This is a genomic window from Burkholderiales bacterium (genome assembly GCA_013695435.1).
Classification (GTDB): Bacteria; Pseudomonadota; Gammaproteobacteria; order Burkholderiales; family JACMKV01; genus JACMKV01.
The window spans coordinates 18,645-33,564 of sequence record JACDAM010000011.1; the positions used below are offsets into that span (position 1 = coordinate 18,645).

At 59.0% G+C, this 14,920-nt stretch carries 16 protein-coding genes and 1 pseudogene; 6 read left to right on the top strand and 11 right to left on the bottom strand.

Annotated elements, in window-relative coordinates; genetic code table 11:
- Positions 1-16 precede the first annotated feature (16 nt).
- The 3 genes from H0V78_00470 (at position 17) to H0V78_00480 (ending at position 2,575) form a co-directional block, all read left to right on the top strand.
- A complete protein-coding gene (locus H0V78_00470; protein MBA2350301.1) occupies positions 17-853 on the top strand; it encodes a GTP cyclohydrolase I FolE2 in 837 nt (278 codons plus the stop codon).
- A 145-nt stretch (positions 854-998) separates the two neighbouring features.
- The gene (locus tag H0V78_00475; GenBank protein ID MBA2350302.1) at positions 999-1,439 is read left to right on the top strand and encodes a DUF4112 domain-containing protein; all 441 of its coding nucleotides are present in this window, start codon (positions 999-1,001) and stop codon (positions 1,437-1,439) included.
- Between the two features lie 77 nt (positions 1,440-1,516).
- The gene (locus tag H0V78_00480; GenBank protein ID MBA2350303.1) at positions 1,517-2,575 is read left to right on the top strand and encodes an IS630 family transposase; all 1,059 of its coding nucleotides are present in this window, start codon (positions 1,517-1,519) and stop codon (positions 2,573-2,575) included.
- On the opposite strand, the gene H0V78_00485 is transcribed toward H0V78_00480, so the two are convergent.
- Positions 2,572-3,219, bottom strand: a complete 648-nt coding sequence (locus H0V78_00485) for a TIGR02281 family clan AA aspartic protease (GenBank protein MBA2350304.1) — start codon at positions 3,217-3,219, stop codon at positions 2,572-2,574. The two genes, H0V78_00480 and H0V78_00485, sit on opposite strands and share 4 nt — an antisense overlap.
- 24 nt (positions 3,220-3,243) lie before the next feature.
- On the opposite strand from H0V78_00485, the gene H0V78_00490 reads away from it, so the two are divergent.
- Positions 3,244-3,954, top strand: coding sequence for a type 1 glutamine amidotransferase (locus tag H0V78_00490; GenBank protein MBA2350305.1), 711 nt, complete (start codon positions 3,244-3,246; stop codon positions 3,952-3,954).
- 89 nt (positions 3,955-4,043) lie between these two features.
- Here the strand turns inward: H0V78_00490 and H0V78_00495 are convergent, their stop codons facing one another.
- From H0V78_00495 to rpsT, 10 genes are all read right to left on the bottom strand, one after another.
- Positions 4,044-4,313 carry a hypothetical protein gene (locus tag H0V78_00495; protein MBA2350306.1) on the bottom strand — a complete coding sequence of 90 codons (270 nt, stop codon included), beginning with the start codon at positions 4,311-4,313 and terminating at the stop codon, positions 4,044-4,046.
- A 145-nt stretch (positions 4,314-4,458) separates the two neighbouring features.
- Positions 4,459-5,058: a Uma2 family endonuclease gene (locus H0V78_00500; GenBank protein MBA2350307.1), complete on the bottom strand. Its 600-nt coding sequence runs from the start codon at positions 5,056-5,058 to the stop codon at positions 4,459-4,461.
- 120 nt (positions 5,059-5,178) lie between these two features.
- A complete protein-coding gene (locus H0V78_00505) occupies positions 5,179-5,664 on the bottom strand; it encodes a YajQ family cyclic di-GMP-binding protein (protein MBA2350308.1) in 486 nt (161 codons plus the stop codon).
- 27 nt (positions 5,665-5,691) lie between these two features.
- Complete coding sequence (locus tag H0V78_00510) at positions 5,692-6,267, bottom strand: hypothetical protein (protein ID MBA2350309.1); 576 nt, start codon at positions 6,265-6,267, stop codon at positions 5,692-5,694.
- A gap of 21 nt (positions 6,268-6,288) precedes the next feature.
- The gene (locus tag H0V78_00515; protein ID MBA2350310.1) at positions 6,289-6,600 is read right to left on the bottom strand and encodes a pyrimidine/purine nucleoside phosphorylase; all 312 of its coding nucleotides are present in this window, start codon (positions 6,598-6,600) and stop codon (positions 6,289-6,291) included.
- A gap of 127 nt (positions 6,601-6,727) precedes the next feature.
- Positions 6,728-7,954 carry an argininosuccinate synthase gene (locus H0V78_00520; protein MBA2350311.1) on the bottom strand — a complete coding sequence of 409 codons (1,227 nt, stop codon included), beginning with the start codon at positions 7,952-7,954 and terminating at the stop codon, positions 6,728-6,730.
- Positions 7,955-8,036: 82 nt separating this feature from the next.
- Positions 8,037-8,957 carry an ornithine carbamoyltransferase gene (gene argF / locus H0V78_00525; protein MBA2350312.1) on the bottom strand — a complete coding sequence of 307 codons (921 nt, stop codon included), beginning with the start codon at positions 8,955-8,957 and terminating at the stop codon, positions 8,037-8,039.
- A 14-nt stretch (positions 8,958-8,971) separates the two neighbouring features.
- Positions 8,972-10,180: an aspartate aminotransferase family protein gene (locus tag H0V78_00530; GenBank protein MBA2350313.1), complete on the bottom strand. Its 1,209-nt coding sequence runs from the start codon at positions 10,178-10,180 to the stop codon at positions 8,972-8,974.
- 228 nt (positions 10,181-10,408) lie between these two features.
- Positions 10,409-12,400, bottom strand: coding sequence for an ornithine decarboxylase (locus tag H0V78_00535; protein MBA2350314.1), 1,992 nt, complete (start codon positions 12,398-12,400; stop codon positions 10,409-10,411).
- 345 nt (positions 12,401-12,745) lie between these two features.
- On the bottom strand, positions 12,746-13,009 hold the full coding sequence (gene rpsT, locus H0V78_00540; GenBank protein ID MBA2350315.1) for a 30S ribosomal protein S20: 264 nt from the start codon (positions 13,007-13,009) through the stop codon (positions 12,746-12,748).
- Positions 13,010-13,270: 261 nt separating this feature from the next.
- On the opposite strand from rpsT, the pseudogene H0V78_00545 reads away from it, so the two are divergent.
- Both H0V78_00545 and murJ read left to right on the top strand, forming a co-directional pair.
- Positions 13,271-13,441 (top strand): annotated as a pseudogene (locus tag H0V78_00545) (ABC transporter permease).
- Positions 13,442-13,528: 87 nt separating this feature from the next.
- A partial coding sequence (gene murJ / locus H0V78_00550) for a murein biosynthesis integral membrane protein MurJ (GenBank protein ID MBA2350316.1) occupies positions 13,529-14,920 on the top strand: 1,392 nt, incomplete at its 3' end.

A 14,920-nucleotide genomic window follows, 5' to 3' on the forward strand; every position in this document is an offset into this window, starting at 1 on the left:
CGTCAAAGGAAACGCCATGAACTATCCCGACACCCTCTATCCCGATCCCATCGAGGATGTGCAGAATACGCCCGATACGCGACGGCTTGCGATCGACCGCGTCGGCATCAAGGCGATCCGCCACCCGGTGCGCGTCGCCGATAAAAGCGGTGGCGTGCAGCATACGATCGCGACGTTCAAGATGTACGTGCATCTGCCGCACAATTTCAAGGGCACGCACATGTCGCGCTTCGTCGAAATCCTGAACGCGCACGAACGCGAGATTTCCGTCGAATCGTTCGAGAGCATCCTGCGCGAGACGGTCGAGCGGCTGGATGCCGAAGCCGGTCACATCGAAATGAATTTTCCATATTTCATCAACAAGACAGCGCCGGTCACCGGCTCGCAGAGCCTGCTCGATTACGACGTTACCTTCATTGGCAATATCGAAAAAGGCGAATACCATTTCACGATGAAAGTCGTCGTGCCGGTCACGACGCTGTGTCCGTGCTCGAAGAAGATTTCGGATTACGGCGCGCATAATCAACGTTCGCATGTAACGGTGACTGCGGAAACCGACGATTTCGTCTGGATTGAAGAAATCGTGCGCTACGCTGAAGACCAGGCCTCGTGCGAGCTGTATGGCCTGCTGAAACGTCCGGACGAGAAATTCGTCACTGAGCGCGCTTACGACAATCCCAAGTTCGTCGAGGACATGGTGCGCGATATCGCCGCTGTGTTAAATCGCGACAAGCGCATCGACGCCTATGTGGTCGAGTCGGAAAACTTCGAGTCGATCCACAACCATTCCGCATACGCTCTGATCCAGCGCGACAAACGCACGCAGCCCGAAGGCGCGTGGCACGCGGTATAAGCACAACGCGTACTTGGATTCGTGCGACAGAAGTCAACGCAGCGCCGTGTTATCGCGCACGCCCTGATAGCTTTCGCGCCAGATTGAGCTACCTCGTTTCAAGCGGACGGCGCATTGCCGGCAAGGACGCCGGGACAGCGCACGCATGGCGCTGAAAACAGTCGGCTCTTTCGCCAGTTCGTCCCCGCTTCCAGACGCCGCGGCGCGCGAAAAACTCGAGCGCCTGTCGCACTGGCTGGACGATCGTTTCGCAATTCCGGGAACGAACTGGCGCATCGGTCTCGACGGCATCATCGGGCTTGTGCCCGGCATCGGCGACGTAGTCACGACAGCGCTTGCGGCCTACATTGTGATCGAGGCGCGGCGGATGGGCGTACCGAAAACGGTGCTCATGCGCATGATCAAGAATGTGGTCGTGGACGCCGCGGTCGGCAGTGTGCCCTTGATCGGCGACGTGATCGATATCCGCATGAAAACCAACCGCAAGAATCTTGCGCTCCTGAACGATTATTTCGATTCGCTGCGCGAGATCGAGGTGGGAAAGCGCAAAGCCAGATGGGCGCGAGGCCGCCGCGGAAAACGCTGATGCAGCGCGAAAAGAGAGCAGGGTGATTTGGCTTTCTAGTGGCCTGTAACGTTGATATCCGTGGTACAATATGAGGCATGAACAACGCGCTCAATTTGACGACGGAGGAGCGGCGCGTGCTGGGTTCGCTGACGCGCTCGCGGGTGGCAAGCGCGGCGGATGCAAAGCGTGCGCGGCTGATCCTGATGCTCGATGAAGGCACGAGTTGGAATGCGATCAGCTCCCAACTGCCGTGCACGCCGGACTACATCAGTCGCTGGAAGGGCCGTTTTGAATCGGAGCGGCTGGGAGGTTTGTACGCGCGCCACCGAGGTCGGGTGCCCGCCTCGGACAGCGCCCGGGTCGAGGCGAAGATTCTTGCCTGGACGCAGAAGACTCCGAGCGATGGCGCCACGCACTGGAGCAGTCGCAGGCTCGCCAAGACGCTGGGGATTTCGCACATGATGGTGGCTCGGGTATGGGCCAGGCATGGGCTCAAACCGCACCGGCTTGCGCGCTATATGGCCTCCAACGACCCGGACTTTGAAGCCAAGGCTGCCGATGTTATCGGCCTGTACCTGAATCCGCCAGCGCATGCGGCGGTATTCTGCGTTGATGAGAAGACGGCCATTCAAGCTCTGGATCGACTCGATCCGGTGCTGCCGCTGTCTCCCGGACGCATCGAGCGACACGGATTTGAGTACTACCGTCATGGCACGCTTTCCCTTTATGCCGCCTTCAACACCAGGACCGGCGAGGTCTTGGGCAAGACGGCGGCCCGGCACACCAGCGCCGAGTTCGTGGCATTCCTGGCCGACATCGTCGCGCATCAGCCCAGGCGCAAAGAGATCCATGTCATCTGCGATAACCTTTCGGCTCACAAGACCAAGAGCGTCGATGCGTTCTTGGGCGAGCATTCCCACGTGCATCTGCACTACACCCCGACCTACTCGTCTTGGCTGAACCAGGTAGAGCTCTGGTTCGCCAAGATCGAGCGCGATGTGATCGCGCGTGGCGTCTTCACCTCGCTACCCGATCTCAAGAGAAAGCTCATGCGTTATATCCGCAAATACAATACCGCGCCCAAACCAGTGAAATGGGTCTACCGCAACACCGCCCATCGAATCACTACGGTTTCACGCGTTACAGTTCACTAGTACCGTTTGGTCAGCGTCATATTGCTGCCGTCGCGCCGCATTTCGACGCGGTTCAAGAAGCTCATTCCCAGCAGTACGATATCGAGGTTGTTGCCTTCGTGAACCAGGCCGTCGACGTTGTGCAATTGAATATCGCCGACTTTGACTCTGTCGAGCTTGATGCGGTAGACCGGAACAACGCCGTTGGCGGTCGATGTATAACCGCGCTCGCCCTGCAGATAGTTGATGCCGAGCCGCTTCGCCTCGGTGTTGCTCATCGAGATCATGGTTGCGCCGGTATCGACAAGAAACGTGACCGAGCGGCCGTTGATGCTGCCGGCAGGCTGGAAATGACCGCGTCCATCCGCAGCCAGCGTGACGCTCGCAACACCCGTGGGCGCGAAGCTGGCTGAAATGCTTTGCCCCATGCGCAGCGTCTGGCGGGCGCCGCCGATCTCGAAGACAGCCGCCTCACTGGTCGCGCTGATCAGTTTCACTTTGTCGGGCCCGGTTCCGCCCGCGCTCAACGTGCGCGCTTTGCCGCCATTGATGGTTACGACCGCCTTGCCCGAGGTCAGCCCGATGACATTGACCTCAGTCGCGCCGGCGTGGGCGGGCCAGATGATCTGACACAACAGCAACGCATGCCGTAAGCGAATACTCATCCCACGCTCCCTGAATCCTGCCTGATGAAACCCATCGCCATTTTTCGCCATTTCGCATCGGAAGGGCCGGGCTATTTTGCCACATATCTCGATCGGCGGCGGCTGCCCTGGCAACTCATCGAAATAGATCGCGGAGCGGCGGTGCCGATCGATCCGATCTCGTTTTCGGGGATCGCGTTGATGGGCGGGCCGATGAGCGTCAACGACGATCTGCCGTGGATTCCGCCGCTGCTCGATTTGCTGCGAAAGGCCGTGTCAAGCGACGTGCCACTGCTCGGTCATTGCCTCGGCGGCCAGTTGATAGCGAAAGCGCTGGGGGCGAAGATAAGCGCGAATCCGGTCAAGGAAATCGGCTGGGGCATGGTTGCTGTGGAAAACAGCGCACTTGCGCGCGAATGGTTTGGCGCGCTGACGGGATTCGAAGCGTTTCACTGGCACGGCGAAACGTTCGACATTCCCGACGGCGCGGGCAGGCTGCTCGGCAGCCCGTATTGCCGTAATCAGGCTTTCGCCATGGGAAAACACCTGGCTTTGCAATGCCACGTCGAGATGACGCCCGTCCTGATCGCAAGCTGGTGCGAGAGTGGCGCCGATGAAATCGCGAAACATCCCGCGTCGTCGGTGCAGAACCCGGCAACGATGCAGGCGAACATCGAGCCGCGCCTCGCCGCGCTGCACGAAGTCGCCGATCGCTTGTACGATCGTTGGTTCGAGGGCTTGCGTTACGAGCGGTAGCAGGGGCCTCAACCGGATCGCAAAACAATAACGCGGTTTGTCGCTGAATTTCTCGATTGATCGGATGATTGGTCGGATAAACTCGCGGTTCACTCGCGGTACGGTTTATCGCTTCGAGGAGCTTGAGGCGCCTGATCGTCTAGCGATTGACGATAGCGGATGCAACCACGGAGGAACTGCGGCCAATCGGGGACGACAGGAAGCGGATCCGATCTCTCGGGCAACAGCGACCACAACGCCGGATGGTGCCAGCACAACTCGTGACCCGTGCTGTCGCGATGCTCGCGAATACCCTGCCGCAGCCTTTTGACTTCGGCGACAAGTTGATCACGCGACATGGCGTCGACATCAGAATCCATAGCGCCTCCGTTTCAAACCTGGAAAGTCATGGCATTCGGCGGGGGCAGGCAATTGTCGTCGGCGAAGCCTCGAAGGAGAAACCTTTAGAGACGAGATCGAGTCCGGCCTCTGGATGCCCTCGGCGATTCCTGCACCCGTCGCCGGTCAAGCCGCGGATGGCGAAAACAACTGCTTCACGCTCAGACTGAAATCGGAAAACAAAAGCGGCGAGATGACCTTGTCACCGTCGGGTCGCAGTATGCGCTGGTACCCTTTCATGCCCGGTTCTTGATGAATCTCGATCGCTTCATCCTTGAGGTTGACAAGCCAGACTTCAGGAACGCCGCTTTTCCCATAAAGCGGAAGCTTGATATCGCGATCGTATTCGATCGAGGTGTCGGCGACTTCGATCAGCAGAAGGATGTCGGCAGGGGCCGGAAGCGCATGGCGATAATAATCGGCGCGCGCCTTGAGAAGAACAAGATCGGGCTGCGGCTGGGAACGGTCGCTCAGCAGGATCGAACTTTGCACGCTGACCACTGCTTTATCCGCTGCCGCGACGACCATCATCTTGGTCAGCAAGGCGATGGCGCCTATATGTCCGGGCCCGATTGGCGCCATGTCGATCAGCTCTCCCTCGATCAGTTCGACCCTGTCGTCCTCGCGCAGAATGCCGACCTCCGCCATACGAGCAAAATCCATCACCGTAAGTGGATGTTTCCCCGTTACGGCGAGGCCTTGCTGGAATGTAAGCGGTTCGCCCATGGTTTGGATTGTAGCAGTCTGTAATCCGCAAGCAATTCAAGCTGCCGATTGTGCTTGCGCTTCGTAGCCATCAATCAGACGCATTGCTTCCCAGGCTAATCAATAACCTTCCCGGTCAGCTCAATCCCTGAAATTCTGAAACTGCAAGGGAAAATCCGTCACCGATTTCTTGATCAGCGCAATCGCCTCCTGCAGGTTGTCGCGTTTCGCCCCGGTCACGCGCACCGCGTCGCCCTGTATGCTCGCCTGCACCTTGAGTTTGCTGTCCTTCAAGAGCTTGACGATTTTCTTGGCGCGTTCCGACTCGACGCCGACTTTCATCGCGATCGTTTGCTTGACCTTGTTGCCGCTGACCTTCTCGATCTTGCCCATGTCCATCGAGCGCACGTCGATGCTGCGCTTGGCCAGCTTTCCATGGAGGATGTCGAGCACCTGTTTCAATTTGAAGTCGTCGTCGGCGTAAACACTCAGCACGTATTCCGCCTGTTCGATGCGCGCGTCCGAGCCTTTGAAATCGAAGCGCGTCGCAATTTCCTTGTTGGCCTGATCGACGGCGTTGCGCAACTCCTGCTTGTCGATTTCCGAAACGATGTCGAATGAGGGCATCTGGTAATCCTGAGTTGTTGGTTCCCGCTATTTGCCGATCAGTTTGATCGAATGCGACAGCACGGGCAGCGCTGTGCCGTCGTCGAATTCGGCGGCGGTGACGATGGCGTGGCGCGCCAGATCCTCGGCGGATTTCGCTGGATCGCCGTAACTCGAATAGAGCGCGCCGAGCGCGTAGTCGCCGCCGCTACCCAGCGCATAAAACTTCGAGTATTCCTGCACCGTGCGGTGCGCGGCGACGCCAAAAATGCCATGTGGATTCGCGATCAACACGTCCATGCGCGACGACTCGAGCTCGTCTTCCTTGTCTTCTTCGGGATTCAGAAAATACTTGTCCTTTAGCGCGCTGTGCAGAGCGTGCCAGACCTTGAAGATATTGCCGATCGTATCGAGCCGCACGGTGCCCATGTCATCGAAGTATTCGGCGGTAATCATCTTGAACGTCGCCGAACCGGTGATCGCGATGAAACTGTCGCCGATGCGCAATATCTTTTCGTGATTGATGACGTAATCGGCCGATTCCTTCGCCGGGCCCCACTTGGTCAGGGTATCGGCGGCGATGGCGGCAACGCCGTTTTTTTTGACGACGGCAAGCGTGGTCATGGTTGGGGTATGGCCATTCTGTCAGCCGAAGTGGCAGACATAATCGATCGTTTCGATCGTTTCTATCTCGAACGAGCTGTTGGCGGGAACGCTGAAGCGCTCGCCTTCGCGAAATCTTTGCCATTCGGCGGCGCCGGCGAGCTTGACTTTGCATTCCCCTGCCTGCAGCTCTACGGTTTCTTTTTCACCGGTTTTGAAGGTCAATATGCTTGGGAAAATGACGCCTACGGTTTTACGCGCGCCGTTTTCGAACAGAACGGTATGGCTGACGCATTTGCCATCAAAGTAAACGTTGGCCGTTGTGATGACGCTGACATTATCGAATTGTGGCATTTTGAACTCTTTGCCTGTTTGGTTGCACGGGGCGGAAGCGCACCGCGAAAATCTTTGTGAACCGTGCAGCCAGGGAAAGCCGGATGCAGCGTAGCCGAATTGCGCGGAACCGCCCTGCTTCGAGCGCTCATGAAACGTGCTTCTTGCTGCGCAGCCTGGCTGCGATGCGCATGCGCAATGCATTCAGTTTGATGAACCCGGCGGCGTCCTGCTGGTTGTATGCCCCTTGGTCGTCCTCGAAAGTCACGACTGCGGCATCGAACAGCGAATCGCTGGCCGAGCTGCGGCCAACGATCATGACGTTGCCCTTGTAAAGCTTGAGGCGCACCGAGCCGTTCACGCTGGTTTGCGAGGCATCGATCATCTGTTGCAGCATTCTACGCTCGGGGCTCCACCAGTAGCCGTTGTAAATAAGCTCGGCATAGCGCGGCATCAGCTCGTCTTTCAGATGCGCGACCTCGCGATCGAGCGTGATCGATTCGATGGCGCGGTGCGCCTTCAGCATGATCGTGCCGCCGGGCGTTTCGTAGCAGCCGCGCGATTTCATGCCGACATAGCGATTCTCGACCAGATCGAGGCGGCCGATGCCGTGCTTGCCGCCGAGGCTATTCAGCTCGGTCAGAACATCGGCCGGGCTCAAACGCTTGCCGTTCAACGCGACGATATCGCCGCGTTCGTAATCGATTTCCAGGTATTCGGCCTGATCGGGCGCTTTTTCGGGCGACGCGGTCCAGCGCCACATCGAATCATCCGGTTCGCAGGACGGGTCTTCGAGCGCGCGTCCCTCATAGGAAATGTGCAGCAGATTCGCATCCATGCTGTACGGGCTGCCGCTTTTCTGCTTCATCTCGACCGGAATGCCGTGGCTCTTTGCGTAGGCGAGCAGCTTCTCCCGCGAGGTCAGGTCCCATTCGCGCCACGGCGCGATCACGCGGATGTCGGGTTGCAGCGCGTAATAGCCGAGTTCGAAACGCACCTGATCGTTGCCCTTGCCGGTCGCGCCGTGGGACACCGCATCGGCGCCGGTCTGGCGCGCGATTTCGATTTGCCGTTTCGCGATCAGCGGCCGCGCGATGCTGGTGCCGAGTAGATATTCGCCTTCGTAAACCGCGTTCGCGCGGAACATCGGAAACACGAAGTCGCGCACGAATTCCTCGCGCAAGTCGTCGATGAAAATTTCCTTGATACCGAACTGCTTTGCCTTGGCGCGCGCCGGCTCGAGCTCTTCGCCCTGGCCGATATCGGCGGTAAAAGTGACGACTTCACAGGCGTAGGTATCCTGCAGCCATTTCAGAATGACTGAAGTATCGAGTCCGCCAGAGTAGGCGAGGACCGCTTTCCTGATTTCATTCATGTTGGTTGGATCATGCTGGTCGGCTGTAGTGAGATGCCAGGTATCGATTCTAATCGGCGGGTCTTGCTCCGGACGCAGCGGCTTACTTCGCGACTCTTCCCAGCAGCAGATACTCCATCAACGCCTTCTGCGTATGCAGCCGGTTCTCGGCTTCATCCCAGACCACGCTTTGCGGGCCGTCGATGACTTCGGCGGCAACTTCTTCACCGCGATGCGCCGGCAGGCAGTGCATGAACAGCGCGTCGGGACCGGCCAGGCTCATCATTTCGGCGTCGACCTGAAAATCGGCGAATTCGCGTTTGCGATCTTCGGTTTCAGCCTCGAAACCCATACTGGTCCAGACATCGGTTGTGACCAGATCCGCGCCGCGCGCCGCGTCAAGCGGATCGGCGAAGCATTCCAGATGCATGCTGGCGTAGCTTTCGCCGCGCTCGGGCTCGACTTCGTAGCCGGGCGGCGTCGATACGTGGAAATTGAAGTCGAAAATTTTTGCCGCTTGCAGCCAACTGTTGCAGACGTTATTGGAATCGCCGATCCATGCCACCGTCCTGCCCTGGATCGAGCCGCGATGTTCGATGTAGGTGAAGATATCGGCGAGGATCTGGCATGGGTGATACTCGTCTGTCAGACCGTTTATCACCGGCACGCGCGAGTTTGCGGCGAAGCGCTCGATGATGTCCTGCTCGTAGGTGCGGATCATGACCAGATCGACCATGCGCGAAATCACGCGCGCGGCGTCCTCGACCGGCTCGCCGCGGCCGAGCTGCGTTTCACGCGTGGAGAGATAGATTGCCGAACCGCCGAGCTGATGCATGCCGGCCTCGAACGACAAACGCGTGCGCGTCGACTGCTTTTCGAAAATCATCGCCAGCGTGCGATCCTGGAACGGCCAGTAGGGACGATACTCCTTGAATTCCGAGCGTATCCAGCGTGCCCGCTCAAACAGGTGTTCGAAATCGGCCAGCGAGAAATCCTTGAACTGCAGGAAATGCCTGGGTTGCATCACGCCCTGCGAGACTATGCGGCCGCCGCGGCGGATGGCTTGGCAGCCTCGTTCAAAAACGTCTTGACCAGATGCGACAAACGTTCGATCAACAGCTGCGCCTCGGCGCGCGACATGACGAGCGGCGGCAATAGACGAATCACCGAATCGGCCGTCACGTTGATCAGCAAACCCTGATCCAGCGCGACGCGAACCAGTTCCCCGCAGGGGCGAGCGAGCTCGATGCCTATCATCAATCCGAGCCCGCGTACCTGGTTGACGCCGGCCACCTTTGCCAGTTGCGCGGCGAGGCCATCGCGTATCATTTCGCCGATCGCCCTGGCGTGGTGGAGCAGGCCATCGTCGGCGATGATCTGCAATGTCGTGTGCGCGGCGGTACAGGCAAACGGACTGCCGCCGAACGTCGAGCCGTGGTTGCCGGGCTTGAACACGTCCGCTGCCGCGGCGGCGGCGAGGCAGGCGCCGATCGGGATTCCCGAGCCCAATCCTTTCGCCAAAGTCATCACGTCGGGCTTGATAGCAGTGTGCTGATAGGCAAACCAGACGCCGGTACGCGCGATTCCGCATTGCACCTCATCCAGCATCAATAGCCAGTTGTGCCTGTCGCACAGTTCGCGCAAACCGGCGAGATATTCGGGCAGAGGCTGCGGCACGCGCACGCCTCCTTCGCCCTGGATAGGCTCGACCAGCACGGCGACGATGTTCTTGTTGTTTGCTGCGACCTGCGCGACCGACGCGACATCGTTGTACGGAACGCGCACGAAGCCGCCGAGCAGCGGTTCGAATCCAGCCTGCACCTTGCGGCTGCCGGTCGCCGTCAAGGTCGCCATGGTGCGGCCGTGGAAGCTTTTCTCCATGACGATGATGGTCGGCGTATCGACGCCGCGCTGATGGCCGTACAGCCGCGCCAGCTTGATCGCGGCTTCGTTGGCTTCGGCGCCGGAGTTGCAGAAGAAAACCTTGTCCATGCCCGACAGCCGGCACAATTCCGCGGCGAGGTTTTCCTGTTCCTCGATCCGGTACATGTTGGAAGTATGAATCAGACGCGCCGCCTGCCCGGCAATCGCCGCCGTGAACCGCGGATGCGCGTGCCCCAGGCCGTTGACCGCAATGCCGGCAATCGCATCGAGATAGCGCTTGCCCTGCGCATCGAACAGGAAGACGCCTTCGCCGCGTACGAAGGCAACCGGCAATCTGGCATAGGTGTTCATCAGATGCGACATAGCTATCCCGAGCGTCAGATTTCGCGAAACGGGGTTTGGCGCGCGGCGGCTGAAACGCGCGCGGCGGCCCGGTGTTTCCCTGGAGCCGCCGCGCAACGAAGGAACCTCTAATCAACCAATGGGAGCGTATCCCGCTTCAATAAGGCGAATCGAGCGCGTAGTTTTATCCGAATCATCCGCCGCTGGCAAGCGCAGGCCGCATGAAAACCCGCGTTAGTCGACCTCAAGTCATTGCGAAATAAGCTTTGTTACGCTGCTTTCTTCGGCTTCCGTAAGCACGCGCAAACACGGCATATAGCCGTCGTAGGCGATGCCGTGCAGCTCGACTCTTTTCTGCGATCGCAGCAGCGCGACCAGATACTCGATCACGTCGGCCGTGATCATTTGCCCGGGGACCAGCACCGGTATGCCCGGCGGGTAGGGCACGATCTGATCGGCGCATACGCGCGTCGCGAGCGCGTGATTGACCGCATCGCGTTCATCGAGCAGCGGAACGAGAGCGCCGCCGCAATAGAACGCGTCGCGCGGCAGGCAGATCAGGTCGGTAAAATGCGGCACATCGGGCGTTTGATAGAGCCGCCGCGTCGCCCGGCCTTCGCGTGCGATGCGCATGATCGCATCGTAAAGCCGCGACACCTTGCTGCGCGTCGTGCCGATGGTCAGCAGTAAAGTCAGCGTATTGAACGTCGATTTCTCGACCTGAATGTTGTAGCGCTCGAACAGCTCGTGCTGCAATTCCTCGACGGTATAGCCGCAACGCGATATGTCGACCGTGACTTTGGTCGGATCGAGCAGCACCTTGTCGTTGGCGACTTCCTCAGGCAGCAGGTCGGGCAGTTCGAGCACGCGAAACACGTTGCTCGAATTGATTTGCGTGCGCAGTTCCTTCGCCAACTCGAGCGTGCGGTTCAACAGCTTGTAGCCTTCCATCATCACCTGTTTGCGCGCGACATCGAGGCTCGCGATCATGCTGTATTGCGGGCTGGTCGACGTGTGCATATTGAAGTTTTCGCGGAAGATGTGCTCGTTGAAATCCGGGTCGTTGACGTGGATCATCGACGCCTGCGAAAACGCGGACATGACTTTGTGCGTGCTTTGCGTCGCGTAATCGGCGCCGGCTTCCAGCGCGGTTGGCCGGAATGCCGGATGAAAGCGCGCGAAGCCATACCACGCCTCGTCGATGATGACTTTTATGCCTTTGGCATGGGCTGCTTCGATGATCGGCGCAAGGTCATAGCGCAAGCCGTCGTACGTGCACGAAGTCAAAATCAGCGCCTGTGCGTCGCCGTGCTGCGCGATCGCATCGAAGATGGTTTTCTTCGGCACCGGGCCGTAAACGCCGTATTTGCGATTGACCGACGAATCGAGATAGACCGGATAGGCGCCCGACAGCACGACGCCGTGGTGCACGGATTTATGGCAGTTGCGATCGAGCAGCAGCTTTTCCCCCGGCGCCAGCAGCGTCTGGAAAATGACTTTGTTGGCGGTCGACGTGCCATTGGTAGCAAAAAACGTTCGGCGCGCGCCGAACGCCTTGGCGGCGACATTTTGCGCTTCGGCGATCACGCCCGTAGGTTCCATCAGCGAATCGAGCGTCGGCACCGAAACCGACAGGTCGGCGTCGAAAATATGTTCACCCATGAATTCGTAAAAATCGTTTATCCATGGGCTGCCGCGCAAGCTTTCGCCGGAGGAATGGCCGGGTGTGTGCCAGGCGTCTTTCGCCATCAGCACGTAGTTTTTCAGTTGATCGTAAAACGGCGTGCGGGCTTTTTCCTGAATCTGCGCGTTGAGGATGCGGTACCAGCCGCGGTAATCGCGCTCTTCGCGATAGAAGTAACCATCGACCGCTTCCGAGAACAGCGAATCGACGACCTCATCTTCTTTTTCCTGCGCGATCAGGATGTAGACATCGATCTCGGGCCGAAACCGCGTAATCTTCTGCACCAGCTTCAAGGCCGACATTTGCAGCGAGCGCGAGCCATTGCCGCCGTTCGATTCGCTTTTCAGCGAATACAGCCGATCGTCGACGACTACCGCCTGGATGTCGCCGTCTTCCTCGATCGCGCGCAAAGCTTCGCGCGCCGTGGCGACGCCGATAAAAACGATGCCGAGCGGGTTGTCGAGGCTTTTGGCGGCCGCGTTCAAACCCTTGATCAATTCTTTCAGGACCAGCTTCTCGTCGTTGATGACGAGGATGCGGCTTACGGGCTTACGCATTAAGAAACCTCTGACTAAGTCCTTCGCGGATCGCGCTTCGACACGCAAAGACAGCTCAGCGGGGCTTTGCCTGTCGAAACCCTTCGGGAGGGCGCTTTGCGGGCGGTCTGCTTTGTCGCGCCGCTCGTGAATGGGATGACCATTCGCTTCGCACGCGAAGACAGGCGCAGCCTGGGCTCCGCCCATCTGCCCGTGCATCCCGCAAAGTCCCGTCGCGACCGCGCGGGACTTAATCAGAGGTTCCCTAACTTCCGCGGGGGGCGTGACTAATTGCTGCGAGGGCCGCGAGCGGCAGAGACGGAAAGAAGATACGGAAGGTTTACAAAGAAGCCGGCTGGGGAAATCCTAGGCCAGCGCCTTGATCGAAGCCGACAGCCGGCTTTTGTGCCGTGCCGCCTTGTTCTTGTGAATGATGCGCTTATCCGCAATCGAATCCAGGGTCGAAATCGAGGTGCGGAATACCGCTTCGGCGGCCGTTTTGTCGCCGGCATCGATTGCTTTTTTGACGCGCTTGATCGCGGTGCGCAACTTGGAGCGCAGGCTCGTGTTGTGGCGGCGCCTTTTTTCGGACTGGATTGCGCGTTTTTTCGCTTGTGCGCTATTGGCCATAGGAACTCCTGCGTGCTTGCGGAAGGTGTTACGGAAAAGGCGGCAATGGTACGTTTATTAGCCCCGCCTTGCAAGTTGTCCGCGGACGAAGACGCATAGCACATGACACCCGCCTTGACACCTTATGTCGGCATTCCGCCCCATTTTTTCACGCTGCTCACGAACGTGTCGTCATGCTGAACGGCGCAGCATACGATTTGCCAATCTACGGCCCGAATCCCATACAATACCGCCGTCGTTTTAATTCCTCGTGACCTACCATCCAGCGTCGGCCTCGGCTACCTGCTGTACATGGGCCGCGAACTCAACGATGCTTCGCAGGTGATCGGCGTCATGGTGCTGACGATCCTGTTCGGCTTCCTGCTCGACCGCTTTCTGTTCGGCGTGATCGAAAAGCGCATACGCCGCCGCTGGGGTCTGCAGAGCAATTAGAGCGGCGCCGATTATCGACCGCGCTGCCGTCGCGCTTTTGCGATAAACGCGAAAGCGGCCGCTTCCAACTAAACGAAAACACTCCGCATGAATTTGCTACGGGCGACAGCTAGCGTCAGCAGCATGACCTTGATTTCGCGCATCGTCGGTTATATACGCGATGTCGTGATCGCGCGCTCTTTCGGCGCCGGCTTTTACACCGACGCGTTTTTCGTTGCGTTCCGAATTCCGAACCTGCTGCGCCGGTTGTTCGCGGAAGGCGCATTCACGCAGGCGTTCACGCCGATCCTGGCCGAATACAGAAATCGCCTGGGCTTCGCTGCCACGCACGCGCTGGTCGATCGCGTTGCGACCCTGCTCGCGCTGATCCTGTTCGTCGTCACCGCGCTCGGCGTGGCCGGCGCGCCGTTTATCGTTTACGCCAGCGCTTACGGTTTTGTCGCCGAGCCGGACAAATTCGACCTGACGGTTCAGCTTCTGCGTATCGTTTTTCCGTATATCTTTTTTATTTCGCTGGTGTCTCTGGCGGCCGGCATTCTGAACATGTACAGCCAGTTCAAGGTGCCCGCGTTTACGCCGGTGCTGCTGAACGTTTCTTTCATCAGCTTCGCCTTGTTTGGCGCGCCGTATTTCGATCCGCCGATCAAGGCGCTGGCGTGGGGCGTTTTTTTCGGCGGCATACTGCAGCTCGTGTTTCAGATTCCGTTTCTGCGCAAGCTTGGATTGCTGCCGCGCTTCAAATTCGATATGAAGGATGCCGGCGTCTGGCGCGTGCTCAAACTGATGGCGCCCGCCGTATTCGGCGTTTCCATCGCCCAAATCAGTTTGCTCATCAATACGCTGCTCGCATCGTTTCTGCCGCATGGCAGCGTATCGTGGCTTTATTATGCCGAGCGCCTGATGGAGTTTCCGTCGGCGCTGCTCGGGGTGGCGCTCGGAACCGTGCTGCTGCCAAGTCTCGCCAGGCATTATGCCGACCGCGACAGCACCCAATATTCCGAACTGCTCGATTGGGGCTTGCGCCTCGCGATGGTGCTGACCTTGCCGGCAGCTCTGGCCCTGGCGCTACTGTCGGCGCCGCTGATTGCCACCCTGTACCACTATGGTGCGTTCAGCATCGAGGATGTTGCGATGACGCGCCAGGCTTTGCTCGCCTACAGCCTCGGCCTGACCGGCATGATCATGGTCAAGATCCTCGCTCCCGGTTTTTATGCGCGGCAAAATATCAAGACGCCGGTCAAGATCGCGCTCGTCACGCTGGTGGTAACCCAGATGTTCAATCTGATTTTCATCTGGCGGCTGCAGCACGCCGGGCTGGCGCTCGCGATCGGCCTCGGCGCCTGCACCAATGCCGGTTTGCTCTATCACAAGCTGCGCAAGCACAATATTTATCGGCCGCAGCCCGGTTGGCGAATGTATGCGATGAAAGTGACGATCGCGCTGATCGCGATGAGCGTGGTGCTGTGGTTCAGCGCGGGC